Source organism: Paracoccus aerius (genome assembly GCF_014656455.1).
GTDB classification, from domain to species: Bacteria; Pseudomonadota; Alphaproteobacteria; order Rhodobacterales; family Rhodobacteraceae; genus Paracoccus; species Paracoccus aerius.
In genome coordinates this window covers 1-26,633 of record NZ_BNCL01000023.1, presented here as the reverse complement: position 1 = coordinate 26,633, position 26,633 = coordinate 1, and the positions used below count along the sequence as shown (strand labels likewise).

Annotated in this window: 21 protein-coding genes and 1 pseudogene; 4 read left to right on the top strand and 18 right to left on the bottom strand. The window is 65.6% G+C overall.

All coding sequences use genetic code 11. The annotated features are described in order from the left end of the window. Positions 1-64: 64 nt before the first annotated feature. From metH to xdhA, 8 genes are all read right to left on the bottom strand, one after another. Entirely contained in the window at positions 65-2,782 is a 2,718-nt protein-coding gene (metH, locus tag IE224_RS17920) for a methionine synthase (protein WP_191312469.1), read from the bottom strand. Further along, entirely contained in the window at positions 2,775-3,821 is a 1,047-nt protein-coding gene (locus IE224_RS17915; protein WP_191312467.1) for a homocysteine S-methyltransferase family protein, read from the bottom strand. Before IE224_RS17915 ends, metH begins: the two co-directional genes overlap by 8 nt. A gap of 155 nt (positions 3,822-3,976) precedes the next feature. Continuing rightward, positions 3,977-5,410, bottom strand: a complete 1,434-nt coding sequence (locus IE224_RS17910; protein ID WP_191312465.1) for a mannose-1-phosphate guanylyltransferase/mannose-6-phosphate isomerase — start codon at positions 5,408-5,410, stop codon at positions 3,977-3,979. Positions 5,411-5,549: 139 nt separating this feature from the next. Continuing rightward, positions 5,550-6,005 carry a DUF1236 domain-containing protein gene (locus tag IE224_RS17905; protein WP_167621798.1) on the bottom strand — a complete coding sequence of 152 codons (456 nt, stop codon included), beginning with the start codon at positions 6,003-6,005 and terminating at the stop codon, positions 5,550-5,552. Between the two features lie 90 nt (positions 6,006-6,095). Further along, positions 6,096-7,379, bottom strand: a complete 1,284-nt coding sequence (guaD, locus tag IE224_RS17900; protein WP_191312463.1) for a guanine deaminase — start codon at positions 7,377-7,379, stop codon at positions 6,096-6,098. Continuing rightward, positions 7,367-8,107 carry a xanthine dehydrogenase accessory protein XdhC gene (gene xdhC, locus IE224_RS17895; protein ID WP_191312460.1) on the bottom strand — a complete coding sequence of 247 codons (741 nt, stop codon included), beginning with the start codon at positions 8,105-8,107 and terminating at the stop codon, positions 7,367-7,369. The genes guaD and xdhC overlap by 13 nt, the downstream gene beginning before the upstream one ends. After that, positions 8,104-10,410, bottom strand: coding sequence for a xanthine dehydrogenase molybdopterin binding subunit (xdhB, locus tag IE224_RS17890; protein ID WP_191312458.1), 2,307 nt, complete (start codon positions 10,408-10,410; stop codon positions 8,104-8,106). The genes xdhC and xdhB overlap by 4 nt, the downstream gene beginning before the upstream one ends. Position 10,411: 1 nt before the next feature. After that, the gene (xdhA, locus tag IE224_RS17885; RefSeq protein WP_191312456.1) at positions 10,412-11,863 is read right to left on the bottom strand and encodes a xanthine dehydrogenase small subunit; all 1,452 of its coding nucleotides are present in this window, start codon (positions 11,861-11,863) and stop codon (positions 10,412-10,414) included. Between the two features lie 113 nt (positions 11,864-11,976). Here xdhA and IE224_RS17880 point away from each other — a divergent pair, with 113 nt between their 5' ends. Further along, positions 11,977-12,876 carry a LysR family transcriptional regulator gene (locus IE224_RS17880; RefSeq protein ID WP_167621793.1) on the top strand — a complete coding sequence of 300 codons (900 nt, stop codon included), beginning with the start codon at positions 11,977-11,979 and terminating at the stop codon, positions 12,874-12,876. On the opposite strand, the gene IE224_RS17875 is transcribed toward IE224_RS17880, so the two are convergent. The 9 genes from IE224_RS17875 to bhcA form a co-directional block, all read right to left on the bottom strand. Beyond that, positions 12,873-13,310, bottom strand: coding sequence for a GNAT family N-acetyltransferase (locus IE224_RS17875; protein WP_191312454.1), 438 nt, complete (start codon positions 13,308-13,310; stop codon positions 12,873-12,875). The two genes, IE224_RS17880 and IE224_RS17875, sit on opposite strands and share 4 nt — an antisense overlap. Before the next feature lie 3 nt (positions 13,311-13,313). Continuing rightward, on the bottom strand, positions 13,314-14,576 hold the full coding sequence (locus IE224_RS17870) for a urate hydroxylase PuuD (protein WP_191312452.1): 1,263 nt from the start codon (positions 14,574-14,576) through the stop codon (positions 13,314-13,316). A 3-nt stretch (positions 14,577-14,579) separates the two neighbouring features. Continuing rightward, complete coding sequence (uraH, locus tag IE224_RS17865; protein WP_191312450.1) at positions 14,580-14,933, bottom strand: hydroxyisourate hydrolase; 354 nt, start codon at positions 14,931-14,933, stop codon at positions 14,580-14,582. A 168-nt stretch (positions 14,934-15,101) separates the two neighbouring features. Then, entirely contained in the window at positions 15,102-16,451 is a 1,350-nt protein-coding gene (locus IE224_RS17860) for an 8-oxoguanine deaminase (RefSeq protein ID WP_191312448.1), read from the bottom strand. Beyond that, positions 16,435-17,913 carry a nucleobase:cation symporter-2 family protein gene (locus IE224_RS17855; protein ID WP_191312446.1) on the bottom strand — a complete coding sequence of 493 codons (1,479 nt, stop codon included), beginning with the start codon at positions 17,911-17,913 and terminating at the stop codon, positions 16,435-16,437. The genes IE224_RS17860 and IE224_RS17855 overlap by 17 nt, the downstream gene beginning before the upstream one ends. A gap of 35 nt (positions 17,914-17,948) precedes the next feature. Continuing rightward, entirely contained in the window at positions 17,949-18,911 is a 963-nt protein-coding gene (gene bhcD / locus IE224_RS17850; RefSeq protein WP_191312444.1) for an iminosuccinate reductase BhcD, read from the bottom strand. Continuing rightward, positions 18,911-20,074: a 3-hydroxy-D-aspartate aldolase BhcC gene (gene bhcC / locus IE224_RS17845; protein ID WP_191312442.1), complete on the bottom strand. Its 1,164-nt coding sequence runs from the start codon at positions 20,072-20,074 to the stop codon at positions 18,911-18,913. The genes bhcD and bhcC overlap by 1 nt, the downstream gene beginning before the upstream one ends. Positions 20,075-20,086: 12 nt before the next feature. After that, positions 20,087-21,046, bottom strand: a complete 960-nt coding sequence (bhcB, locus tag IE224_RS17840; RefSeq protein ID WP_191312440.1) for a beta-hydroxyaspartate dehydratase BhcB — start codon at positions 21,044-21,046, stop codon at positions 20,087-20,089. After that, positions 21,046-22,233: an L-aspartate--glyoxylate aminotransferase BhcA gene (gene bhcA / locus IE224_RS17835; protein ID WP_191312438.1), complete on the bottom strand. Its 1,188-nt coding sequence runs from the start codon at positions 22,231-22,233 to the stop codon at positions 21,046-21,048. Before bhcA ends, bhcB begins: the two co-directional genes overlap by 1 nt. Positions 22,234-22,417: 184 nt before the next feature. On the opposite strand from bhcA, the gene bhcR reads away from it, so the two are divergent. Next, positions 22,418-23,218, top strand: a complete 801-nt coding sequence (gene bhcR / locus IE224_RS17830) for an HTH-type transcriptional regulator BhcR (protein ID WP_167621783.1) — start codon at positions 22,418-22,420, stop codon at positions 23,216-23,218. A 53-nt stretch (positions 23,219-23,271) separates the two neighbouring features. Here bhcR and IE224_RS17825 read toward each other — a convergent pair whose 3' ends face one another. Then, positions 23,272-24,573 carry an NCS2 family permease gene (locus IE224_RS17825; RefSeq protein WP_191312436.1) on the bottom strand — a complete coding sequence of 434 codons (1,302 nt, stop codon included), beginning with the start codon at positions 24,571-24,573 and terminating at the stop codon, positions 23,272-23,274. 220 nt (positions 24,574-24,793) lie between these two features. On the opposite strand from IE224_RS17825, the gene puuE reads away from it, so the two are divergent. After that, positions 24,794-26,200 carry an allantoinase PuuE gene (gene puuE, locus IE224_RS17820; protein WP_191312434.1) on the top strand — a complete coding sequence of 469 codons (1,407 nt, stop codon included), beginning with the start codon at positions 24,794-24,796 and terminating at the stop codon, positions 26,198-26,200. A 125-nt stretch (positions 26,201-26,325) separates the two neighbouring features. Further along, positions 26,326-26,633 (top strand): annotated as a pseudogene (locus tag IE224_RS17815) ((S)-ureidoglycine aminohydrolase); the annotation flags it as partial.

The window sequence follows — 26,633 nt, the reverse complement described above, 5'->3', positions numbered from 1 at the left end:
CGATGGGGAATGCTACAATTTCTTCAAAGCCGCCGGATATGAAACCGATCAAACGCAACACGCCCTAGGCGGCAGCGTCCTTTTTCCGTGGCGTATAGTTGAGGATCGGGGCCAGCCAGCGTTCGACCTCGGCCAGATCCATGCCCTTGCGCGCGGCATAGTCGCGGGCCTGGTCTTCCTCGATCTTCGCGACGCCGAAGTAATAGCTGTCGGGATGGCCGATATAGAGGCCGGATACCGAGGAACCCGGCCACATCGCCATGCTTTCCGTCAAGGTGACGCCGGTAGCGTTTTCCGCGTCCAGCAGGCGGAACAGCGTCAGCTTTTCCGTGTGGTCCGGCTGGGCGGGATATCCCGGTGCGGGGCGGATGCCCTTGTAGGGTTCGCCGATCAGGTCCTGCGGGCTGAAGGTTTCATCTGCAGCATAGCCCCACAATTCCTTGCGGACGCGTTCGTGCAGCATCTCGGCCATGGCCTCGGCGATGCGGTCGGCAAGCGCCTTGACCATGATCGCGGCATAGTCGTCGTTCGCGCGTTCATAGCGGGCGGCGATCTCGGATTCCTCGGGACCGGCGGTGACGACGAAGCCGCCGACGTAATCGGGCCGTCCTTCGGGCGCCACGAGATCGGACAGCGCGACATTCGGACGGTCGCCGCGTTTCGTCACCTGCTGGCGCAGGGTATGCAGCGTGGCAAGCGGCTGTTGCCGATCCTCGCCGGTGAACAGGCGGATATCGTCGCCCTCCGCATTGGCGGGCCAGAAGCCAACCACGGCGCGCGGGTTGAACCACCTGCCCTCGATGATCCGGCCCAGCATCTCCTTCGCCTCGGCAAACAGGGCGCGGGCAGCCTCGCCCTGTTTCTCATCCTCGAGGATGCGGGGATAGACGCCCTTCAACTCCCAGGTCTGGAAGAACGGCGTCCAGTCGATGTATCGCGCGATGTCCGCCAGGTCCCAGTCCTCGATGATCCGGGTGCCGGTGAACTGCGGCACCGTGGCCTGATAGGCGGACCAGTCCACCTTCAGCGCGTTCGCCCGCGCGGCAGCCAGGGGAAGGCGCTGCTTGGCGGCCTCGGCGCGTTCGTGGCGTTCGGCCACGTCCAGGTATTCGGCGCGGATCGCATCGACGTAATCCGCCTGCTGCGAGGGCGACAGCAGCGACGATACCACCCCCACCGCACGGCTGGCATCGGTGACATAGACCGCCGGACCTTGGTGATAGCGCGGCGCGATCTTGACCGCCGTGTGGATCTTCGAGGTCGTCGCCCCGCCGATCAGCAGCGGCACCTGGAAGCCCTCGCGCTCCATCTCGGATGCGACATGGACCATCTCGTCCAGGGACGGGGTGATCAGGCCCGACAGCCCGATCACATCGACGTTCTGTTCACGCGCGACCTGCAGGATCTTCTGCGCGGGCACCATGACGCCCAGGTCGATGACCTCGTAGTTGTTGCAGGCCAGCACGACCCCCACGATGTTCTTGCCGATGTCATGGACGTCGCCCTTGACCGTCGCCATCAGGATCTTGCCCGCAGCCTGCCGTTCGCCGCTGCCGCCGTTCGCGGCCTTCTCGGCCTCCATATAGGGCAGCAGCACGGCCACGGCCTGCTTCATCACGCGGGCGGATTTCACGACCTGCGGCAGGAACATCTTGCCCGCGCCGAACAGGTCACCCACCACGTTCATCCCCGCCATCAGCGGGCCTTCGATGACATGCAGCGGACGTTCGGCTGCAAGGCGAGCTTCCTCGGTATCGGCCTCGATATATTCGGTGATGCCGTTCACCAGCGCATGTTCCAGCCGCTTCTCGACCGGCCATTCGCGCCAGGACAGGTCCTTCTCGCGCGCCTTGGCCCCGCCTTCGCCCTTGAAGCGTTCCGCGATGTCCAGCAGGCGTTCGGTCGCGTCTGGGCGGCGGTTCAGGACCACGTCCTCGCAGGCGTCGCGCAGATCGGGGTCGATCCCGTCATAGACGGCCAGCTGGCCCGCATTGACGATGCCCATGTCCATGCCCGCCTGGATGGCGTGATACAGGAACACGGCGTGCATCGCCTCTCGCACAGGCTCGTTGCCGCGGAAGCTGAAGGACAGGTTCGACACCCCGCCCGAAACATGGGCATGGGGCAGGTTCTGGCGGATCCAGCGCGTCGCCTCGATGAAATCGACGCCATAGTTGTTGTGCTCCTCGATCCCCGTCGCGACGGCGAAGATGTTGGGGTCGAAGATGATGTCCTCGGGCGGGAAGCCCACTTCCTCGGTCAGGATCTTGTAGGCGCGGGCGCAGATCTCGATCTTGCGGGCGCAGGTGTCGGCCTGGCCCTGTTCGTCGAAGGCCATGACCACGACCGCCGCGCCATAGGCCAGGCACAGGCGGGCCTGCTGGCGGAACTGCTCCTCTCCCTCCTTCATGGAGATCGAGTTGACGACCGGCTTGCCCTGGACGCATTGCAGGCCCGCCTCGATCACCTCCCATTTGGAACTGTCGATCATCACCGGGACGCGCGCGATATCGGGTTCGGCCGCCAGCAGGTTCAGAAACTCGACCATGGCGGCCTTCGAATCGATCAGGCCTTCGTCCATGTTGATGTCGATGATTTGCGCGCCGTTTTCCACCTGATCGCGCGCGACTTCGAGGGCGGCCGCGTAATCGCGGTTGGTGATCAGCTTGCGGAAACGGGCGGATCCGGTGACGTTGGTGCGTTCGCCGATGTTCACGAAGGGAATGTCGGGCGTCAGGACAAAGGGTTCCAGCCCCGACAGGCGCAAGTAACGGTCAAGCATATTCGGGCACCTTTCGGGGGGTGAATTGCGCCACCGCCTCGGCAATGGCACGGATATGGTCGGGCGTGGTGCCGCAGCAGCCGCCGACCACGTTGACCAGGCCCTCGCGGGCGAATTCGGCGACCTGCACGGCCGTGTCGTCGGGGCCTTCGTCATACTGACCAAAGGCATTGGGCAGCCCGGCGTTCGGATAGGCGCAGATGTTGGTTTCGGCCACGCCCGACAGTTCCGCCAGATGCGGGCGCATGGCCGATGCGCCAAGCGCGCAGTTCAGCCCCACCGACCAGGGCCGGGCATGGCGGACCGAATGCCAGAAGGCGGTCGGCGTCTGGCCCGACAGCGTGCGCCCCGAAGCATCGGTGATCGTGCCCGAGATCATCAGCGGCAGCGCCTGCCCATGGGCCTCCATCGCCTGAATGCAGGCGAAGATCGCGGCCTTGGCGTTCAGCGTGTCGAAGATCGTCTCGATCAGCAGGATGTCGGCCCCGCCCTCGATCAGGCCGCGCGCCTGCTGCAGATAGGCGATGCGCAAGTCGTCGAAGGTCACGGCGCGATAGCCTGGATTGTTCACGTCGGGGCTGATGGACGCAGTGCGGTTCGTTGGCCCAATGGCGCCCGCGACGAAACGGGGCCGCCCGTCCTGCGCGGTGGCGCGGTCCAGCGCCCGGCGCACGATCCGCGCGCCCTCGACGTTCAGGTCATGGACGGCGTCCTGCATCCCGTAATCGGCTTGGGCGATGGTCGTGGCGGAAAAGGTGTTCGTTTCCACGATATCCGCGCCCGCCTTGGCATAGCGGTAATGGATGTCCTCGACCGCCTCGGGCTGGGTCAGGATCAGAAGGTCGTTGTTGCCCTGCTGCGGGTGGTCGGAATGGTGGCGGCATGCATGGCCCGACCCGCGGCCAGTATAGTCGTCCTCGCCCAGGCGGAGCTGCTGGATCTGGGTGCCCATCGCCCCGTCGAGGATCAGGATCCGTTCGGCCGCCGCAGCGTCAAGCGCCGCAAATGCGGGGGATGGGGAAAGTCTGCCGGTCATCATGTCACCCTTGCCAGGAAGCGGCAGATATAAGGACGCAGGCCCCCAACGGCAAATTCATAATCCTATAGAAGATTATGAACGGGGCGCATATCCCTTCACCTTGGCGCAAATATCCTCGGGGGGTCCGGGGGGCGAAGCGCCCCCGGGCTGAATGATCAGTCCGTGCTGCTGCGGGCGTAGACATCCTCATAGCGGATGATGTCATCCTCGCCCAGATAGCTGCCGGTTTGCACCTCGATCAAGACCATCGGCACCTTGCCAGGGTTCTCCATTCGGTGGCGGGCCCCCAGGGGCACATAGATCGACTGGTTTTCCGTCACCAGCGTCACCTTGTCGTCCACCGTGACGCGCGCCGTGCCGCTGACGACGATCCAGTGTTCGGACCGATGCACATGGCTTTGCAGGGACAAGGCTGCGCCTGGCTTCACGACGATGCGCTTGACCTGGAAGCGGTCGGCCAGGGCCAGCGTCTCGAACCAGCCCCAGGGACGATGGTCGCGGGGAAAGGCGGTGGCCTGCTTGCGGCCCCTGGCCTTCAGCGCGCCCACCGCATGGCGGACATCCTGTGCGCGGCTTTTGTCCGCGACCAGCACCGCGTCCGAGGTTGCGACGACCATCACGTCGGTCAGGCCGATGCCCACGACCTGCAGGTCGTCGCTGTCGGACCGCAGCAGCACGTCATGGCAGTCGATCGCGGTCGAGTTGCCGTCGGCCACCACGCCGTTCTCGGACGGCGCCTCAAGCAGCGCCTCGCGCCAGACGGCGTCCCAACCCCCCAAGTCCGACCAGCGGTCGGAAAAGCGCACGACCGCAAGGTTGTGAGCCTTTTCCATCACGGCATAGTCGATCGACTGGTCTGGCAGGCTGTCCCAGGGCCCCCGCGCCAGGCGCAGGAAGCCGATATCGTCCTTGGCCTCGTCCAGGGCGGCAAGGACCGGCGACAGGTATTCCGGCGCATGGGCGCGGAAGGCGTCGATCATCGTGTCGGCGCGGAACAGGAAGATGCCGGCGTTCCACAGGAAATTGCCCTGCGCCAGCATCTGGGCCGCCAAGGCCGCATCCGGCTTTTCCACGAAACGCGCAAGGGGTTGCGGCCCCTCGCCCTCGCCCGCCAGTTCCAGATAGCCGTAGCCCGTCTCGGGGCGGTCGGGGGTGACGCCGAACGTCACGATCCGGTCCTCGGATGCCGGGCCCACGCCCTGTCGCACCGCACGCGCAAATGCCGCGCTGTCCGGAATCACGTGATCCGAGGGCGCCACCAGCAGCAACCCCTCGGGATCCTTGGCGGCCACCATCAGGGCAGCGACCAGGATTGCGGGCGCGGTGTTGCGGCCGGAAGGCTCGATCACGATGGCGCCGGGATGGATGCCCGCCTGTTCCAGCTGCTCGGCCACGATGAAGCGGAAGTCCGAATTGGTCGTGACCAGCGGTTCGGAAAAATCCGGGCCGGACAGCCTGCGGGCCGAAGCCTGGAACAGCGTCTCTTCCCCCATCAGAGGGGCGAACTGCTTGGGAAAGCTTTGCCGCGACACGGGCCAAAGCCGGGTTCCCGATCCGCCTGCCATCAGGACGGGGGTGATCTTGGTCATGAAGCTGTCCCTTGCGATCCGCCTTGTTTCGCAAAGGATAACCTGCCGCAACGCGGCAGAAAAGCCCGCACATAAGAGGGCTTGCACCGAAAAAGGCCGACCCTAAGGCCGGCCTTTCACCGAAAGTGTCAGCCGGCGCTTATTCGTAGATATAGACGATCTCGCGGCTTTCAGGGTTCACCACCACGGGGCGGTCATTCACATAGACATACTGCACGTTCGAGTTCGGGACCGTCTGGATCGTGGCGGTTTCCGGCACGACCGTCCCGACCGCCAGGTCGCTGTCAAGCACCACGGACTCGGTCCGGTTCTCCATGATATAGGTACGGGTTTCCGGGGTCATCGCGTCTTCGCTGACATCGCCCACGATCGCGCCAGCCGCGCCGCCGATGGCCGCACCTACGGGACCACCGATGGCAGCACCGGCCACCGCGCCCGTGGTCGCGCCGCCAAGCGCGCCGCCGCCGGTCGTGTTCGGGTCACTTTCGACCTGTGTCACCGTGGTCGAAGGCTGGGTCTGGATGATCGTGGTCTCGGCCAGGCCGGCACCGGCTGCAAGGCAGGTGGCGGCAGTCAGGGTCAGAAGGGTCTTCATCGTGATCTCCGTTTCCTTGTCTGCGGGAAAATCCGGAAGGTATGGAAGAAGTTCCCGAAGATCACGATTTCGTGGGTTGACCCGCCAGATTTAACCCAGTGCCTTCATCGGCTTGCCCGCAACATAGGTCTGGCGGATGCTGCGGTCGTCGCCCATGATCTGAAGGACGAACAGTTCCTGTTCCAGCGTTTCGGCCCGGTCCATGCGCAGCGCCATCGCGGGTGTCGCGCGGGCGTCCAGCACCACCAGATCCGCCATGCTGCCGGGGTCAAGCGTGCCGATCTGGTCCGCCATCCCCAGGGCCATCGCATTGCCGCGCGTGATCCAGTGGAAGGCCGACAGCGGCGCCAGCTTCTGCCCGCGCAGTTGCAGGATCTTGTAGCCCTCGTTCAGGGTCTGCAGCATGGAATAGCTGGTGCCGCCGCCAACATCGGTGGCGATGCCGCTGACCACGCCTGCCTCGCGCAGGCCCGCCTCGTCGAACAGGCCCGAGCCCAGGAACAGGTTCGACGTCGGGCAGAACACCGCCCGGCTGCCGGTTTCGGCCATGCGCGCGATCTCTCGCGGGCGCAGGTGAATCGAATGGCCCAGCAGCAGCTTGTCCGACAGCAGGCCGTAGGTCTCGTAGATGTCCAGATAGTCGCGCGCCTGGGGATAAAGGCTCAGCGTGAAGTCGATCTCGTCCCTGTTTTCCGACAGGTGGGTCTGGATGTGGCAGTCGGGATGTTCGCGGACCAGCGTCCCCGCCATCTCCATCTGCTCGGGCGTCGAGGTGATCGCGAAGCGCGGCGTGATCGCGTAACGCTGGCGGCCGGTGCCGTGCCAGCGGTCGATCAGCGCCTTGCTGTCGTCGTATCCCTGCTGCGGTGTGTCCAGCACCTCGAGTGGGGCGTTGCGGTCCATCATCACCTTGCCCGCGACCATGGCCATGTTCCGGGCATGGGCGGCAGAGAACAGCGCTTCGGCGGATTCCTTGTGGACGGAACAGAAGGCGACGGCGGTGGTGGTGCCGTGATCAGTCAGCAGGTTCAGGAAAGCGTCGGCCATGGCGGGTGCGTGGCCCTGCTGGGCGAAGCGTGCTTCCTCGGGGAAGGTATAGGTGTTCAGCCAGTCCAGAAGCTGTGCGCCCCAGCTTGCGATCACCTGCACCTGCGGGAAATGGATATGCGTGTCGATGAAGCCCGGCATGATCAGGTGCGGGCGGTGGTCGATCTCGGCCAGGCCGTCGCGGGCCAGGTCGGCGTAACCGCCCACAGCCAGGATGCGGCCGTCCTCGACCAGGATGGCGCCGTCCTCGATGTAGCGGTGGTTGTCCTGGGTGTCGTGGGGGTCGGCATGGAAGCCAAGGACGCGGCCCCGGATCAGCTGTTGCATGGGTATTTTTTCAACGAAGAAGCTGCGGTCAGCCGCGCGATCAGTTCGGCGGCGGTGAAGGCGGCGATGACCGCCGGGCGCTTGTCATGGGTGAAGCCCGCGCCGATCGGGCAGACCAGGGGCGCGGGGTCCAAGCCCCGTTCGCGGGCGAAGCGGGTGAACTGCGCGCGCTTGGTGGCGCTGCCGATCATGCCGACATAGGACGGGTCGTCGCGGGAAAGCGCCTCGGCGGCCAGCAGGAAATCCAGCGCGTGGTCATGGGTCAGGATCACCACGGCGCTGCCGGGGCGGGCCGCGCGGATTTCGGCCTCGGGCAGCGGGGTCAGGCGGGTCTCGATGCCAGGGGCGGCCTGGGCCAGTTCCTCGGGGCGGCTGTCGATCAGAGTCACGTTGACCGGCAGGGGCTGCATGGCCTGGGCCAGCGCACGGCCGACATGGCCCGCGCCGAAGACCAGCACGTCCGGGTGATCCTCGGGCGTTGGGCCCTGGCGGTCCAGTTGCAGGACCACCCTGCCCCCGCAGCATTGTCCGATCTCGGGGCCCAGGGGGATGTCCATCTGGGCCTGAGACTCTCCGCTGGCAAGCATGGCACGGGCGCGGTCGATGGCCATGTATTCCAACTGCCCGCCGCCGATGGTGCCATCGACCGATGCGGGGCCGACGAACATCTCGGCCCCGGCATCGCGCGGCGTGGACCCCAAGGCCTGGATGACCCGGACGCGGATCATCCCCGCAGCTTCTCGATCGCCATCAGCACGCGCTCGGGCGTGGCGGGGGCGTCAAGGCGGGCCGGTTCGCGATAGTCGCTGAACGATGCGACGGCCATGTTGATCGCCTCGAAGACGCTGATGCCCAGCATGAAGGGCGGTTCGCCCACGGCCTTGGACCGCTTGATGGTGCGCTCGGACGCCTCGGACCAGTCGGCCAGCTTGACGTTGAAGACGCGCGGCCTGTCAGACGCCAGCGGCACCTTGTAGGTGGAAGGCGCATGGGTCCGCAGGCGCCCCTTGTCGTCCCACCACAGTTCTTCCGTGGTCAGCCAGCCCGCGCCCTGGACAAAGGCGCCCTCGACCTGGCCCTTGTCCAGCGCCGGGTTCAGCGAGCGTCCGACGTCGTGGATCACGTCGGCGCGGTCGATCACGTATTCCCCGGTCAGCGTATCCACCGAAACCTCGGACACCGCTGCGCCATAGGCGTAGTAATAGAAGGGCCGCCCCCGACCCGTCGAACGGTCCCAGTGGATCTTGGGCGTCTTGTAGAAGCCTGCCGCCGACAGGTGGATGCGCGCCATGTAGGCCGCCGCGATCACTTCCCTGAAGGGGATCATGTGATCGCCCGCGCGGATATGGCCGGGAACGAAGCGCACCTCATCCTTGGGCTGCTGCCAGCGTTCGGACACGAATTCGACCAGCCGGGCCTTGATCTGCTCGGCCGCGTCAAGCGCCGCCATGCCGTTGAGATCCGTCCCTGACGACGCCGCCGTGGCCGAGGTATTGGGCACCTTTTCCGTCGTCGTGCGGGTGATCTTGATGTTGCCGATGTCGCACTGAAACGCTTCGGCCACGACCTGCGCGACCTTGGTGTTCAGGCCCTGCCCCATCTCGCAGCCGCCGTGGTTCAGCGCGATTGAGCCGTCGTTATAAACATGGATCAGCGCGCCCGCCTGGTTGAACCAGGTCGCGGTGAAGCTGATGCCGAATTTCACAGGGGTCAGCGCGATGCCCTTGCGGATGACGCCGCCCTTGGCGTTCCAGTCCAGCACGGCCTGGCGGCGGGCGTGATAGTCGCTGGATGCCTCCAGATCCTCGAAGATGCGGGGCAGGATCTGGTCGGTGACCTCCTGATGATAGGGGGTCAGCTGGCCGTTCTGGTAAAGGTTCGCCTTGCGGATTTCCAGCGGGTCGCGGCCCAGGGCATAGGCGATCTCCTCGATCATGCGCTCGGCCACGATCACGCCCTGCGGCCCGCCGAAGCCCCGGAAGGCGGTGTTGCTGACCGTGTTGGTCTTCATGGGATGGCTGCTGACGCGCACGTCAGGATAGTAATAAGCGTTGTCGCAATGGAACAGCGCGCGGTCGGTGACCGGGCCGGACAGGTCGGCCGAGAAGCCGCAGCGGGCATACCAGTCGCCCTGCACGGCGCGAATGCGGCCGTCGTCGTCGAAGCCCACCTCGTAGTCCACGACGAAATCGTGGCGCTTGCCGGTGGCGGTCATGTCGTCGTCGCGGTCGGGGCGGATCTTGACAGCGCGGTTCCAGCGTTTCGCGGCGATGGCCGCGACGCAGGAAAACAGGTTCATCTGCGTTTCCTTGCCGCCGAAGCCGCCGCCCATGCGCCGCACGTTCACCACGACCGCGTTGTTCTGGCAGCCCAGGACATGGGCCACCATGTGCTGCACCTCGGACGGGTGCTGGGTCGAGACGTTGATCGTGACGTCCTCGTCCTCGCCCGGAACGGCCATGGCGATCTGGCCTTCCAGGTAGAAATGGTCCTGCCCGCCGATGTTGAAGCGGCCCTTGATGCGGCGGGGTGCGGCCGCCATGCCTGCGTCGGCATCGCCCCGGCGCAGCGTCAGGGGATCGGTGACATAGCCCATGCCCGCGTCCTTCGCGGCCATCGGATCAAGCGCATGGGGCAGCACGTCATAGGTGATGCGCGCCTTGTGCGCCGCGCGCCGCGCCTGGTCGCGGGTTTCCGCGATCACGGCAAAGATCGGCTGGCCCCAGAACAGGACCTCTTCCTCGGCGAAGATCGGGTCGTCGTTCTTGCCGTTGGGGGACACGTCGTTGACGCCGGGAATGTCCTTGGCGGTCAGCACGCCCACCACGCCGGGATGCGCCAGCGTTTCGGAAAAATCCATGCCAGTGATCTTGCCATGGGCGCATTGCGACAGGCCCAGATAGGCGTGCAGCAGACCGTAAGGCTCGGCCAGGTCGTCGGTGTAATCCGCGCGGCCGGTGACATGCTTGATGGCGCTGTCGTGGATCGTGTCCTGGTGCGCCTGGCCGCGAATGATGAGATCGTCTTTCATGTCATGCTCCAACGGCTTCATGCAGGCGCACCGGCAGGCCGGTCTCGGTCTGCTCCAGCCAAAAGCGGCGGAACAGGTTGGCGGCGACCGTGCGACGATAATCGGCGCTGGCGCGCCAGTCGGACAGGGGCTGGAAGTCGTCGGCCACGGCGCGGGCGGCTGCCTCGAAGGTGTCGCGAGCGAAGGGCTGGCCCTTCAGCGCGGCCTCGGCCCCTGCGGCGCGCTTGGGGATGCCCGCCATTCCGCCGAAGCAGATGCGGGCGTCGGTGATGGTGCCATTCTCAACGGTCAGGCAGAAACCGGCGGCGACGGCGGTGATGTCGCTGTCGCGGCGCTTGCTGACCTTGTAGGCGGCGATCTTCGCCTGCGGCTTGGTCGGGATGATGACCTCCTCGACAAACTCGCCAACGCTCCGATCCTGACGCCCGTATTCGATGAAGAAATCCTCCAGCGGCAATTCGCGCCGCGCGGCGCCCTTGCGCAGCACGATCCGCGCGCCAAGCGCGATCAGCAGGGGCGGCGTGTCGCCGATGGGCGATCCGTTGGCGATGTTGGCCCCAATCGTGCCCATGTTGCGCACCTGCCAGCCGCCTATGCGCAGCCAGTAGTCATGGGCGGCGGGGATGTGCTGGCGGATCAGGGGCGCGGCTTCGGAATAGGTGACGCCCGCACCCAGGCGGATCTCCTCGCCCTCCACACGCTTGGACTTCATCAGGTGGCCGATGAACACCGCGGGAGAGATGTCGCGCATGAATTTCGTGACCCACAGGCCCACATCGGTCGCGCCCGCGATCAGGGTGGCCTTCGGCTCGGCTTTCAGCACGGCGGCAAGGTCATCCACATCAGCGGGGATGATGGCACGCTCGCCACCCTTCGAAAGCTCGACCCTCTCGCCCCGCATCTCGCGCAGCTTCGCGGTCACCAGTTCCCGTTCCACCGCCAGGGCATCGGATGCCTGTCCGCCCGCCCGTCCGGCGGCAAGCGCGGCCTTGATGATCGGCTCGTATCCCGTGCAGCGGCAGATATTGCCCTGCAGCGCGACCTCGATATCGGTGGCCGTGGCGCCCGGATTGGTCATCCACAAGCCATACAGCGCAATCACGATGCCCGGCGTGCAGAAGCCGCACTGGCTGCCATGATATTCCACCATCGCCGCCTGGATCGGGTGCAGCCCGCCATCCGGGCCGCGCAGATGTTCCACCGTCACGACATGGCAGCCATGGCAGGATGCCAGGAAGCGGATGCAGGCGTTCACCGGTTCATAGATCAGCCCGTCGTCGGTCAGCCGGCCCACCAGCACCGTGCAGGCGCCGCAGTCCCCCTCGGCGCAGCCTTCCTTGGTACCGGTCAGACGCCGGTTGATGCGCAGGAAATCCAGCAGCGTGTCCGAGGCACCGACCTCGGTCAGTTCAACCTGCTGACCGTTCAGCAGAAAGCGCAGGGCGGGTGTCATGGCATTCCTTCGTGGCTGTGGACCCGTCATCAAGCTAGGCCGAAAAAAACGGTTGCGAAATTGGTGCCGACCCGGAAGACTTTACACGAATCCTTGAAAACGGCCTATCACCCATGTCCTATCTTGAAAGCCTGCGCGTCTTTGTCCGTGTGGTCGAACTGGGCTCGATCACGTCCGGCGGGCGGGATCTGCGGCTTTCACCGGCAGTTGCCTCGAATCGCATCAAGGATCTGGAGAACCGGTTCGGCGTCAGGCTTCTGAACCGCACCACCCGCAAGCTGACCCCGACCGAGATCGGCCGCGCCTTTTATGACAATGCCCGTCGCGTGATCGACACCCTGGACGAGGCCGAGGCCTTGGTCAGCAGCTTCTCGGGCCGCCCGCAGGGGGTGATCCGCCTGACCGCGCCCTTGGGCCTGGGACGACGGCTGATCGCGCCGCTGATCCCGCCCTTCTGCAAGGAAAACCCTGGTGTCGAATTCCGGCTGAGGCTGTCGGACCGCAACGTCAACATCGTCGAGGACGCCATCGACCTGGCCTTCTTCCTGGGCGAACCTGCCGATTCGGCACTGAAATGGCGCAAGATCGCCGATTGTCCGCGCGTGCTGGTCGCCTCGCCCGACTACCTGTCGCGGCACGGCGCGCCCAAGGCGCCCGAGGATCTGGTCGACCATAACTGCCTGCTGCTGCGCTATCCCCGCAGCCCCGAGTTCTACTGGGTTCTGCAGACCGATGACGGCCCGCAAAAGATGATGGTCTCGGGGCGTTTCGACACCGATGACGGCGACGTCCTGACAACCTGGGCGCTTGGCGGCGAAGGCATCGCCAACCGGCCCCTCTACGAGGTCGCGGCAGATATCAAGGCCGGGCGCCTGGTCGAGGTCCTGCCGCAGAACCGCCCCCTGCCTGCGCAGTTCGGCGCCCTGACGCCGCATCGGCGATTGCAGGACCCGAAGGTGCGGATGTTCGCGGACTTCGCGGTGCGGGAATTGAAGAAGGTCTTCGACCGCTAGGCCGGGCGCGTCTTGAAAAGGCGGATATTGCCGCCGCCCAGATCGATCTCGCTGCCCCAGCCGAGATGGCGGTAAACGGCAGCGGCGCGGGTGCCGCGTCCGGTTTCAAGCCAGATGACAGGGTGGCGCTGAAACAGCGCAGCCTCGGCCCTGGCGACAAGCGCGCCCCCGATGCCGCGCCCTTCGCATTCAGGACGCACAAAGGCCGCGAACAGGGTTCCCGCGTTGTCGTCGATCATGGAAAAGCCGGCGATCCGGTCGTCCTCGACGGCGACCCAACAGCAAGGGTCCGCCCCGATCATCGCCGAAACGCTTTCGGGCGTGATGCCCAGTCCGGCCAGTTCCCCGACCCCCTGGTGGTTTTCCCGGACCGAGGTCCGCACCTCGAACAGGGACGCTGTATCCTCGGGCCGTGCGGGCCGGATACGGAACACGGCCTACATCCCCGCCAGGCTTGCCCCGCCTGCCGCACGGAACCAGCGGATGATCTGCTCGCGCTCCTGCGGCTCCATGTAGGTGACGTTGGCGGGCGGCATCGCGTCGGTCAAGCCAGCCTGGACATAGATTTCTCGGGCGTGCTTCGCGATATCGCCGGGGGTTTCCAGGAAGACCCCCTTCGGCGCATGATGGATGCCTTCGTATCCCGGCTCGCGCGCGTGGCACATGGAACAGCGGCCCAGCACGGCGTCGCTGACCTGCCCGAAGCCCTCGGCCTCGGCGAAGCGGGCCTCGACCGGGGTCAGGGGCCGCGCCTCGGCCTGTTCCAGCGTGTCCTGGTTCAGGCCTGCGGAGGACAGCCACATCACCATGATGAACAGCACCACCGTCACCGCCCAGGTCCACCACTGGTATCCCTTGCGGGCGTGCATAGTGTTGAAGAAATGCCGGATGGTCACGCCCATCAGGAAGATCAGCGCTGCGATCAGCCAGTTGTACTGGCTGGCGAAGGCCAGCGGATAATGGTTCGACAGCATCAGGAAGATGACCGGCAGCGTCAGATAGTTGTTGTGCGTCGAACGCAGCTTGGCGATCTTGCCGTATTTCGGATCGGGCGCCCGCCCGGCCTTGAGGTCCGCCACCACGATCCGCTGGTTCGGCATGATGATGAAGAACACGTTGGCCGTCATGATCGTGGCGGTGAAGGCGCCCAGGTGCAGCAGCGCCGCGCGGCCGGTGAAGACCTGCGTATAGCCCCAACCCATCACGACAAGCGCCACGAACAGCAGCAGCATCAGGATCGTCGGCGTCTCGCCCAGCTTCGACTTGCACAGCGTGTCATAGATCAGCCAGCCAAGCGCCAGCGACCCGCCCGAGATCAGGATCGCCTGCCAGGTCGCCAGGTCGGCCTTGGCCGTGTCGATCAGATACAGGTTCGCGCCCGCCCAGTAGGTGACCATCAACAGCGCAGCGCCCGACAGCCAGGTGGAATAGCTTTCCCATTTGAACCAGGTCAGGTGGTCCGGCATCTGCTCAGGTGCGACCAGGTACTTGTTGATGTGGTAAAAGCCGCCGCCGTGGACCTGCCATTCCTCGCCATGCGCACCTTTCGGCAGGTGCGGCGCCTTTTGCAGCCCAAGATCCAGGGCGATGAAATAGAAGGAGGATCCGATCCAGGCGATGGCGGTGATGACATGGGTCCAGCGGATCGCGAAGGCCAGCCATTCCCAGAGGACTATTTGGTCGGGGACAAGATGCAGCATGGATCAGCTTCCCCGATAGGTGGAATAGCCGAAGGGCGAGACCAGCAGCGGAACGTGGTAGTGATCGTGCTGCGACATCCCGAAGCGGATCGGGATCACGTCCAGGAAACGCGGGCTTTCGGGATCGACGCCGGTGGCGTCCATCCAGGCGCCCGCGTGGAATTCCAGCTCATAGGTGCCGGTGGCGAAATCCGCCGCGGGCAGGATCTGGCTGTCGGTGCGGCCGTCGTGGTTGGTCTTCAATCGTGCAATTTCGGTCCGCTGGCCGTTCTCAAGACGGAACAGCACCACCTCCATCCCCTCGGCCGGGCGGCCGCGCGCCGTGTCCAGCACATGGGTGGTCAGGTATCCAGGCATCGTCGCCCTCCCTCATTATCGCTGTTTTCTTGAATAACCGATCCCTTCGCATCCGCAGAGAGGGACCATAAGCAAGGTAGTCTTAAGATTTCGTAGAAAATGCCGTTTCATCTTGGCCTGAATATCCGCGGCGGAGCGCGAAGCGCGTGGGGGCAGACAGCCCCCGCACTACCCGGCCAAGCGCGCGACGGCCTTCTCGGCTCTCGCGCGCAATTCGCGCGGATCAGCCGTCAGCAGCCGGTGATCGTCAACGATTGCCCTGCCCCCGACATAGACCGCCCTGGGCCGGATCGGCGCGCAGAAAACCAGCGCCGCCACCGGATCCCACTGCCCCGCCAGCGGCAGATCCGACACGTCCCACAGCACCAGATCCGCCTGCATCCCCGGCTTCAGCGCCCCGATGTCACTGCGCCCCAGCACCCGCGCACTGCCAAGGGTCGCGATCTCCAATGCCTCGCGCGCGCCCATGGCGGCGGGACCATCCTTCAGCCGCGCGACCAGCATCGCCTGCCGCGCCTCCAGCCCAAGATGGCTGCAATCGTTGCTGGCCGAACCATCGACGCCAAGCCCCACCGGAACGCCCGCGTCGCGCAGGGCCCGGACGGGCGCGATGCCGCTGGCCAGCCGCGCGTTGGAACAGGGGCAATGTGCGACCCCCGTGCCGGTGCGAGCGAACAGGTCGATTTCCGGCGCGGACAGCTTGACGCAATGGGCGTGCCAGACATCGTCGCCGGTCCAGCCCAGGCTTGCGGCGTAATCGCCCGGCAGCATCCCGAAATTGTCCAGCGAATAGCGGACATCTTCGTCATTTTCGGCCAGGTGGGTGTGCAGGCGCACGCCCTTTTCGCGCGCCAGGATCGCGGCATCCCGCATCAGTTCCCGGCTGACGGAAAACGGCGAACAGGGCGCAAGCGCCACCTGCACCATCGCGCCCTCGCCCGCGTCGTGGAAGGCATCCACCACGCGTTCGCTGTCGCGCAGGATCGCGGCCTCGTCCTCGACCAGGGCATCGGGGGGCAGGCCGCCCTTGCTTTCGCCGATGGACATGGCCCCGCGCGTGGCGGTGAAGCGGATGCCGATCTTCCCGGCTGCCTCGATGCTGTCGTCCAAGCGCGATCCGTTCGGGAACAGGTAAAGGTGGTCGGACGAACAGGTGCAGCCCGACAGCGCCAGTTCCGCCAGCCCCACCTCGGCCGACAGGCGGATGTCGTCGGGGGTCATGCGCGCCCAGATCGGGTAAAGCGTGCGCAGCCAGCCGAACAGCGCGGCATCCTGCGCGGCGGGCACCGCGCGGGTCAGGGTCTGGAACAGGTGGTGATGGGTGTTGACCAGGCCCGGCGTGATCACGCAGCCGGCAGCGTTAATGATTTCAGCGCCATTGCGCGGCAGGTTTTCACCCGCCGCGACGATCTTTCCGTTCTCGACTAGGACGTCACCGCCCCGGATCTCACGCCGGGCGTCGTCCATGGTGACGACGACCTGGGCGCCCCGGAACAGCGTCCTAATGGTCCGCGACATGACCCGCCGCCCGCAGCTCTTCCTCGTCCACATGGGCCGCGCCGTTGTAGAACCAGTTCAGCAGAACCGCCGTGATCGCCGCCAGCAGGATGCCGGAATGGATCAGCGGATGGATCGCGTGCGGCATCCACTGGTTGAAGTTCGGCGCGACCAGCGGGATCATCCCCATCCCGACCGAGATCGCGACGATGAACAGGTTGTGCCGGTTAGTGGCGAAATCGACCCGGGCCAGGATCCGCACGCCGGTCGCAGCCACCATGCCGAACATGACCAGGCCCGCGCCGCCCAGAACGGTCGTCGGCAGGCTTTCGACAAGCGCGCCCATCTTCGGGATCAGGCCCAGCACGATCATGATCGCGCCGCCTGCCACGCAAACGAAGCGCGACCGGATGCCGGTGACGCCCACCAGACCGACGTTCTGCGAGAACGAGGTATAGGGGAAAGTGTTGAAGATGCCGCCGATGGTCGTTCCCAAGCCGTCGGCGCGCAGTCCTGCGGCCAGGGCTTTCTGGTCCAGCGGCTTCTTGCAGATGTCCGACAGGGCCAGGAACATGCCGGTGGATTCGATCAGCGTGACCAGCATGACCAGCACCATGGTGGCGATCATGATCGGGTCGAAGGTCGGCATCCCGAAATGGAAGGGCTTGATCACCGCGAACCATTCCGCCGCGCCGACCTTGTCGAAGTTCATCATGCCCATCATGGCCGCGACGATGCCGCCCACGACGATGCCGACCAGCACCGCGATATTCGACAGGAAGCCGCGGGCGAATTTCGACACCAGCAGGATCGTGCCCAGCACCAGCACCGCGATCAGGATGTTCTGCCCCGCCGCATAAAGCGGGTTCTGCACCGTGGGCGCCAGCGTCACGCTGGCGGGGACGTTGCCTGCCGCGCGCGCGGCCTCCAGCCAGGCAGCGGCCTCGGGGTCGACGATCTTGGGCGCGGTGGGGCCGACTTGCAGGCCGAAGATCCAGTTGATGCCGATGGGCATCAGGCTGATGCCGATGGTCAGGATCAGGGTGCCCGTGACCACCGGCGGGAAAAAGCGCAGCATCTTCGAAATGAAGGGCGCGATGAAGATGCCGATGATGCCCGCCGCGATGATCGCGCCAAACAGGGCGCGCGCGCCTTCATGGCCGGGCAAGGATGTCGCGACCGCGACCATCGGGCCTACGGATGCAAAGGTCACGCCCATCATCACCGGCAGCTTGATGCCGAAATACTGGGTCGCGCCAAGGCTCTGGATGATGGACACCACGCCGCAGACGAACAGGTCGGCAGAGATCAGGAACGCCACCTCCTCGGGCGGCAGGTTCAGCGCGCGGCCGACGATCAGCGGGACCGCGATGGCCCCTGCATACATGACCAGCACATGCTGGAAGCCAAGCGTGAACAGCTTGGGGGCGGGCAGCACTTCATCGACCGGATGCGTGCTGCCTTGGTAAGTTGCGTCAGACATGGCGGACCTCCCTTTCCACGGATGCCTTGTTTCGTTCAGATCTCGACCCTGGTGGCCTTTCCCTGCTGCTTGGCCAGTTCCACCACGGCGCTTGCGACTGCGAGATCCTGCAGCCCCACGCCTGTTCCGTCGAAGATGGTGACTTCCGCATCGCCGCGTCCCGCATGATTGCCGATGATGACCTGGCCTATCGCGGTGACGTCCTGTGCGGATATGGTTTTCTGCGCCGCGGCGTGCTGGAACTCACCGATGCTGAGGGATTGGGCAACCTCGTCGGTAAACAGGCGCGCCCGGGCGACAAGCGCGGGATCCAGTTCCTGCTTGCCCTTGGTGTCGGTGCCCATCGCGGCGATATGCGTCGGCCCTTGGACATGGCCGTCCATCAGCAGCGGCTCGAAAGCCGAGGTGATCGAGATGATCACGTCGGCCTCGGCGCCAAGCTGCGGCAGGTCCACGGCCTCGAAGGGCAGGCCCAGTTCAGCGGCAGTGTCGGCCAGCCGGGACAGCATCTCGGGATGCGGGTTCCAGCCGATCACCTTCTCGAAGCTGCCGAAGCGGACGGCGGCGCACATCTGGAAGGCGGACTGGTGGCCCGCCCCGATCATGCCCAGCACCTTGGCGCCCTTGGGGGCCAGGTATTTGCTGGACACGGCACTTGCCGCAGCCGTGCGCAGCGCAGTCAGCAGGTTGCCCCCGACCGCCGCCGACACGCGCCCCGTATCCGGGTCGAACAGGAAGACGGTGGACTGGTGGTTGATCAGCCCGTGCTTCTGGTTGTTCGGCCAATATCCCCCGGCCTTCAGGCCCAGGGTCAAGCCGCTGGCATCAAACCCGCCCTTGAAGCCATAGAGCGCATCCTCGTGCCCGATGGCCTCGCGCACCACGGGAAAGTTCCGTGCCTCACCGCGCGCCATGGCGGCGAAGACTGCCTCGACCGCGTCGAACGCGGCCTCGGGGGTCATCAGGCCGGCGATCTCGCTTTCAGGAACGACCCACATCAATAGGCCTTCCCGCGCGCCGAGACCGGCCACAGCGTTTCCACCTTGCCGTTCCGGACGCCCACATACCAGTCATGGACGTTGCAGGTCGGGTCGCAATGGCCCGGCACCAGCCGCAGCTTGTCGTTGACCTTGAGGACGCCGTTGTCGTCCTGGACCACGCCATGTTCGTCGCTGCACTTGATGTACTTGACGTCGTCGCGGCCATAGATGAAGGGCAGCCCGCTGTCGACCGACTGCGCCTTGAGGCCCGCGTCCACCACCGCCAGATGCGGCTTGGCGTGGGACATGACGGAGGTCAGGATGAACAGCGCGTTTTCCCATTCGCCCTGGTCGATGCGCTTGCCGTCCTTGTCCTGGATGCGGCCATAATCCGCATCCATGAAGGCGTAGGAGCCGCACTGCAACTCGTTGTAAACGCCCGAGTTGCTTTCGAAGTAATAGCTGCCGGTGCCGCCGCCGGACACGAGTTCCGGTTCCAGACCCTCGGCCTTCAGCGCCTCGACCGCGTCCGTCACCTGGGCGATGGCCGCGTCCAGCTTGGCCTTGCGGTCGGCATAGCTGTCCATGTGCTGCATCGCGCCCTGATAGGCCTGGATGCCGGTGAACTTCAGCCCCGGTGCCGCGTCGATGGCCTTAGCGATCTCCACCACCTCGGGCGTGGTCTTGACGCCGCAGCGGCCCGCGCCGCAGTCGATCTCGACAAAGCATTCGATGGTGGTGCCGTGCTTCTGCGCCGCCGCCGACAGGTCGGCCACGTTGGCCACGTCGTCCACGCAGACGATGATCCGGCTGCCCAGCTTGGGCAGGCGGGCCAGGCGGTCGATCTTCAACGGATCGCGCACCTGGTTGCTGACCAGCACGTCCTTGATGCCGCCACGCACGAAGACCTCGGCCTCGGAGACCTTCTGGCAGCAGACGCCGACCGCGCCGCCAAGACTTTCCTGCAGCTTCAGCACGTCAACGGACTTGTGCATCTTGCCGTGGGCGCGGTGGCGCATCCCGTGCGCCTTGGCGTAATCGCCCATCTTCCGGATGTTCCGCTCCAGCGCGTCCAAGTCCAGGATCAGGCAGGGCGTCTGGATGTCCTTTTCATCCATGCCCGGCAATGCGGGCACGTCGAAGCCGACCTCCAGGTTGTCGAAGTTGACAGGTGCGTTCATGATGCCTCTCCCTCAGATCCAGGGCAGCTTGTCGAGATCGACATTGCCGCCGGTGATGATGATGCCGACGCGCTTGCCGGCGAATGCGTCGCGGTTCTTCAGGACGGTGGCCAGCGGCACCGCGCTGCTGGGTTCCATCACGACGCGCAGGTGCTTCCAGATCAGCTTCATCGCCTCGACGATCTCGGCGTCGGACGCCGTGTAGATCTCGGACACATGGTTGCTGACGAAGTGCCAGGTCAGGTCCTTCAAGGGCACCAGAAGCCCGTCGGCGATGGTCTTGGGCGCGTCGTCGGCGATAATGTAGCCCGCCTTGAAGCTGCGATAAGCGTCGTCGGCCTGCTCGGGCTCGGCCGCGATGACCTTCGTTTCCGGGGCCAGCGTCGCAAGCGTCAGGCAGGTGCCCGAGATCATGCCGCCCCCGCCGATGGGCGCCACCACCATGTCCAGCCCGTCGGTCTGCTCCATGAACTCCTTGGCACAGGTGCCCTGCCCCGCGATCACCCGTGGGTCATTGTAGGGGTGGACGAAGTCGCCCCCGGTCCGTGCCTGGACCTCGGCGAAGGTCGCCTCGCGCGAGGAGGTGGAGGGTTCGCATTCGGTGATGACGCCTCCGTAACGGCGCACCGTGTCCTTCTTGGCCTGCGGCGCGGTGCGCGGCATGACCACGTTGCAGGGAATGCCCCGCCGCATTGCAGCATAGGACAGGCAGGAGGCGTGGTTGCCCGAGGAATGCGTCGCCACCCCCCTGGCGGCCTGCGCCTCGTCCAGGCCGAAGACGGCGTTAGCGGCGCCGCGGACCTTGAAGGCGCCCGGCTCTTGGAAGTTCTCGCATTTGAAGAACAGCTGCGCGCCGGTCAGGTCGTTCAGGTAGTCCGAGACGCGGACCGGCGTGCGGCGGATGTAAGGCTGGATGCGCTCGTGCGCGTCCAGCATGTCCTGATAGGTCGGGATCTGCATGGCGTCCTTCATCACGCGGCAGCCTTCATTGCGGTGGCGCTGTGCCGGTAATGGTCCTGCGCGGCGGCGACGCCCTTGCCCAGCGTCACCGGCAGTCCCAGGTCGGCCATGACCATCTCGGCTGTGGCGATGCCCGACAGCGCCATCACGTCGGTCAGGCTGCCCAGGTGGCCGATGCGGAACACCTTGCCCGCCACATCGCCAAGCCCGGTCCCGAAGGCCACGCCATACGCGTTCAGCGCGTGGCTGACGATCTTGTTGGCATCAAAACCTTCCGGCACGCGGATCGCGCTGACGCTGTCGGAATAAAGCTCGGGCCGCTTGGCGCAAAGCTGCATGTCCCAGGCCGCGACCGCGCGGCGCACGCCTTCGGCGATGCGGTGGTGGCGGGCAAAGACGTTCTCAAGCCCCTCGTCCAGCAGCATGTCGCAGGCGACGTTCAGGCCATTCAGCAGCCCGACCGGCGGCGTGTAGGGATAGCCGTTGTTGGCATAGCCTTTCGCCATGTCACGGATGTCGAAGAAGGTGCGCGGCAGCTTCGCGGTCTCGACCGCCGCCATCGCCTTGGGCGAGAAGCCGACGATGGCAAGGCCAGGGGGCAGCATGAAGCCCTTCTGGCTGCCGGTCACGGCAATATCGACGCCCCATTCGTCCATGCGGAAATCATAGCACGCAATGGAAGAAACCCCGTCCACGAACAGCAACGCCGGATGGCCGGCATTGTCCAGGGCGCGGCGGACGGCCGCGATGTCGCTGCGCACGCCGGTGGCGGTCTCGTTATGCGTCGCCAGGACGACCTTGATCTGGTGGCCCTTGTCGGCGGTCAGGATCTCCTCGAACCGATCCGCCGGGACACCCTCGCCCCATTCCTGCGTAACGACCTGCACCTCCAGCCCGTGACGCTGGCACATGTCGATCCAACGGTGGCTGAACATGCCGTTGCGGGTGGCCAGAACCTTGTCGCCGGGCGACAGCGTGTTGGTGATCGCGGTCTCCCACCCGCCGGTCCCGGTCGAGGGGAAGACGAAGACTTGGCCCTGCGTGGTCTTCAGCACCTTCTTCACCCCTTCAAGCGCAGGATGCAGGATCCGGCCGAAGACAGGGCTGCGATGGTCGATCGTGGGCATGTCCACGGCCTTGCGCAGCACTTCCGGAATGTTGGTGGGGCCTGGAATGAACACGGGATTCTGGCTGGTCATGGCTCTTCCTCCTCTGATACGTCCAGCATACCCCCTGCGACCAGATGCCACAATTTTTCTGGAAATGTTTTCCATTATGGGCCAGAAAGCGGAATTGAGCCGCGTGATCAGCATCTTGGCATTTTTCAGGCCATGTTTCTGATTATTGCGGTTTTCGTTATGTATTCTTAAGAAAAGGGCGAAAATGACCGAACCCACCCGCCGCCGAGGTCGTCCTCGCAGTACCAAGGACGCGGCCGGGACCGTGCAGGTGCTGGACCGGGCTCTTGACATGCTGGACCTGCTGGCGGCCCATCCCGGCCTGACCTTGTCCGAAGTGGCAGAGCGCATCGATCAGCCGCCTTCGACGGTGCATCGCCTGCTGCATTCCATGGCCGCGCGCGGGATCGTGGAAAGCGACCCGGCCACGCAGGCCTGGAACATCGGCCCCGCGACCTTCCGGCTGGGTTCGGCCTTCATGCGCCGGTCCGGCATCGTGGAGCGCGCCCGGCCCATCCTGCAGGCGCTGATGAAACACACGGGCGAGACCGCGAACCTGGGGATCCTGAACGGAGATGCGGTGCTGTTCGTCAGCCAGGCCGAAACGCAGGAAACCATCCGCGCCTTCTTCCCGCCGGGCACGCGCTCGCCCCTGCACGCATCGGGCATCGGCAAGGCGCTGCTGGCCTTTGGCAGGCCCGAGACGTTGCAGGCCTATCTGGACGGTGCAAGCCTTGTCCGCTTCACCGAAAGGACGCTGGCCACGCCCGACGCCCTGACGGCAGACATGGCCCGCATCCGGTCGCGCGGCTTTTCCTTTGACGACGAGGAACGGACCCGCGGGATGCGCTGCATCGCCGCCCCCGTCTTCGACCTGACGGGCGAGGCGATTGCCGGCGTCAGCGTCAGCGGCCCCACGCACCGGATCGGGCACGAGCATGTCAAGACGCTGGGCGCGGTCGTGGCGGCCGCAGCCGCGGAACTGAGCCATGCGATGGGCGGATAAAAAAGGGCTTCGCGATCGCTCGCGAAGCCTTGGGTTGCGCCGGGGCTTCGGGATCAGTGGCCGCCGAAGAAGGCGAACTTGATCACGAACAGCGCGGCCACGATCCAGGTCGCCGCATGGACCTGGCTGGCCTTGCCCGTCAGCAGCTTGATGACCGCATAGCTGATGAAGCCGAAGGCCAGGCCGTTGGCGATGGAATAGGTGAAGGGCATCACCAGGGCAGTCAGGACGGCGGGGGCGGATTCGGTCACGTCCTCCCATTCGATTTCAGACAGTTCGCGCACCATCAGCGTCGCCACATACAGCAGGGCCGGCGCGGTGGCATAGGCCGGCACCGACCCAGCCAGCGGCGCGAAGAACATCGCCAGCAGGAACAGCAGCGCCACGACAAGCGCGGTCAGCCCCGTCCGCCCCCCCGCCTGCACGCCCGAGGCGCTTTCCACATAGGCGGTGGTCGAGGACGTGCCCAGCATGGACCCCACGGTGATCGCGGTCGAATCCGCCATCAGCGCGCGCGACAGGCCGGGATTGGTGTGAACCGGACCTTCCTTCAGCAGCCCTGCCCGCTTGGCGACCCCGATCAGGGTGCCGGTGGCGTCGAAGACCTCGACCAGGACCATGACCAGGATGACGTGGAAGATGCCAAAGCCAAGCGCGCCCCAGACATCAAGCTGCATCAGCGTCGGCGCGATCGACGGCGGCATCGACATGATGCCGCCGAACTGGCTGACGCCCAACAGGATCGCGGCCACCGTGATGACCAGGATGCCGATCAGGATCGCGCCCGTCACCCGCATCGCATCCAAGGCCACGATGATGAAGAAGCCCGCGATGGTCAGCAGCGTGCCGGGGTTGGTCAGGTCACCCAGCGTGACCAGCGTCGCGGGGCTGTCCACCACGATGCCCGACGATTGCAGGGCGATGATCCCCAGGAACATCCCGATCCCTGCCGCCACCCCGCTGCGCATCGACACGGGGATCCCCGCCACCAGCCAGCGGCGGATGCCGGTCGCCGACAGGAACAGGAAGATCAGGCCGCTGATGAAGACGGCGCCAAGCGCTTGTTGCCACGTGAAGCCCATCGCGCCCACGACGGTAAAGGCGAAAAAGGCGTTCAGCCCCATGCCGGGCGCCATGCCGATGGGCCAGTTGGCCCATAGCCCCATCACGGCCGATCCGATGGCGGCGGCCAGGCAGGTGGCGACAAAGACCGCGTTGCGATCCATGCCCGTCGTTGACAGGATGTCGGGGTTGACGAAGATGATATAGGCCATGGTCAGGAAGGTGGTGATGCCTGCGATCACCTCGGTCCTGACCGTGCTGCCGTGTTGCGACAGCTTGAAGTAGCGTTCCATGGGTTTCCCTCCCGCGCGGCTCATGTCGGCCGCCATGCGCGCAGCTTATGGGGGCCTTGTTCGGCCCAACAATCATCGCCAGCCCGCAAGTCTTTCAACAGCGAATTGAAACAGCAGCGATCTTTTCCGATTCGTTGATACAGAATTACGCCTCTGCCCGCTTGCCGTGCAGGCCGGCACGCGGTTTGCTGTGACCACGCTGCCACAGAAAGGATGTCCGATGCGCTACAGCCGCGACCTGCGAGGATATGGCGAGACCACCCCCGACCCGCAATGGCCCGGCGGCGCAAGGATCGCGGTCCAGATCGTCCTCAACTACGAGGAAGGCGGCGAAAACAGCATCGAGCACGGCGACGCCGCCTCCGAGGCCTTCCTGTCCGAGATCATCGGCGCCCAGCCATGGCCGGGCAAGCGGCACTGGAACATGGAATCGATCTATGACTATGGCGCGCGGTCGGGCTTCTGGCGCCTGCACCGGATGCTGCGCGACATTCCCGTGACGGTCTATGGCGTGGCGACGGCGCTTGAGCGAAGCCCCGAACAGGTGGCCGCGATGAAGGCGGCGGGATGGGAGATCGCGACCCACGGGCTGAAGTGGATCGACTATCGCGACATCCCGCGAGAGGTCGAGGCCGACCACATCGCCCAGGCGGTCGAGTTGCACACCCGCGTCACCGGGGAACGCCCGCGCGGCTTCTACCAGGGGCGCTGTTCGATGAACACCGTGGCGCTTGGCTGCGAGGAAGGCGGGTTCGAATACCTGGCCGACACGATCGCGGACGAACTGCCCTATTGGCATGTCCACAACGGCAAGCCGCAGTTGATGGTGCCCTATACGATGGATGCCAACGACATGCGGTTCTCGTCCGGCCAGGGCTTCGGCACGGGGACGGATTTCTTCGACTATCTGCGCGACAGCTTCGACATCCTTTATGCCGAAGGCGCGGCGGGCGCGCCCAAGATGATGTCGATCGGGCTGCATTGCCGCCTGGCCGGGCGTCCGGGCCGGGCCATGGCGATCCAGCGGTTCCTGGACCATTGTCGCCAGCACGAGGGCGTCTGGTTCGCCAGCCGCCTGGACATCGCGCGCCACTGGGCCGAACTGCATCCCTATCAGCCGCGCCAGCGTCCGTCGCAGATGGATCGCAACAGCTTCGTCCAGGCCTTCGGCAGCATCTACGAACATTCCCCCTTCATTGCAGAACGGGTCTGGGACGCCGAGATGGGCGCGGTCCATGACAGCGCGTCGGGCCTGGCCGCGCGGATGGCGCAGGTCTTCCGCAGTGCCTCCGACGAGGAACGACTGGGCGTACTGAACGCGCACCCGGATCTGGCGGGCAAGCTGGCGCAGGCGAAGCGGCTGACGGCCGACAGCACCGCCGAACAGGCAAGCGCGGGCCTCGACAGCCTGACCGATGACGAACGCGCCACCTTCACGCGCCTTAACGACGCTTATGTCGCCAAGCACGGCTTTCCCTTCATCATCGCCGTGCGCGACCACGACAAGCCGGGCATCATGGCCGCCATGCAGGCCCGCATCGACAACGACACCCCGACCGAGCGCGCCGAGGCCGAACGCCAGGTCATGCGCATCGGCGAACTACGCCTGAAAGAGGCCCTGAAATGACCGACATGACCCCAGACCTTCCCCCCGCCGGCGCGCCGACGGGCGACGTGGCCGAAGTCCCGCGGGCCGATCCGCAGCGCATCCCCTATGCCGGCCCGGTGGCGGGCCTGCCGCCGCAGACCGGTATGACCACCGACACGGCGGTCTTTACCGAGGCCTATGCCGTCATCCCCCGCACCGTGATGCGCGACATCGTCACCTCTTACCTGCCGGGCTGGAGCGGGATGCGGATGTGGATGATCGCCCGGCCCTTGTCGGGATTCGCGGAAACCTTCAGCCAGTACATCGTCGAACTGGCCGAGGGCGGCGGCTCGGACAACCCCGACGACGACCCCGAGATCCAGCACGCGCTGTTCGTCACCGGCGGGTCCATGTCCGTGACCATCGGCGGCACCGAACATCTGCTGACCCCCGGCGGCTTCGCCTATGTGCC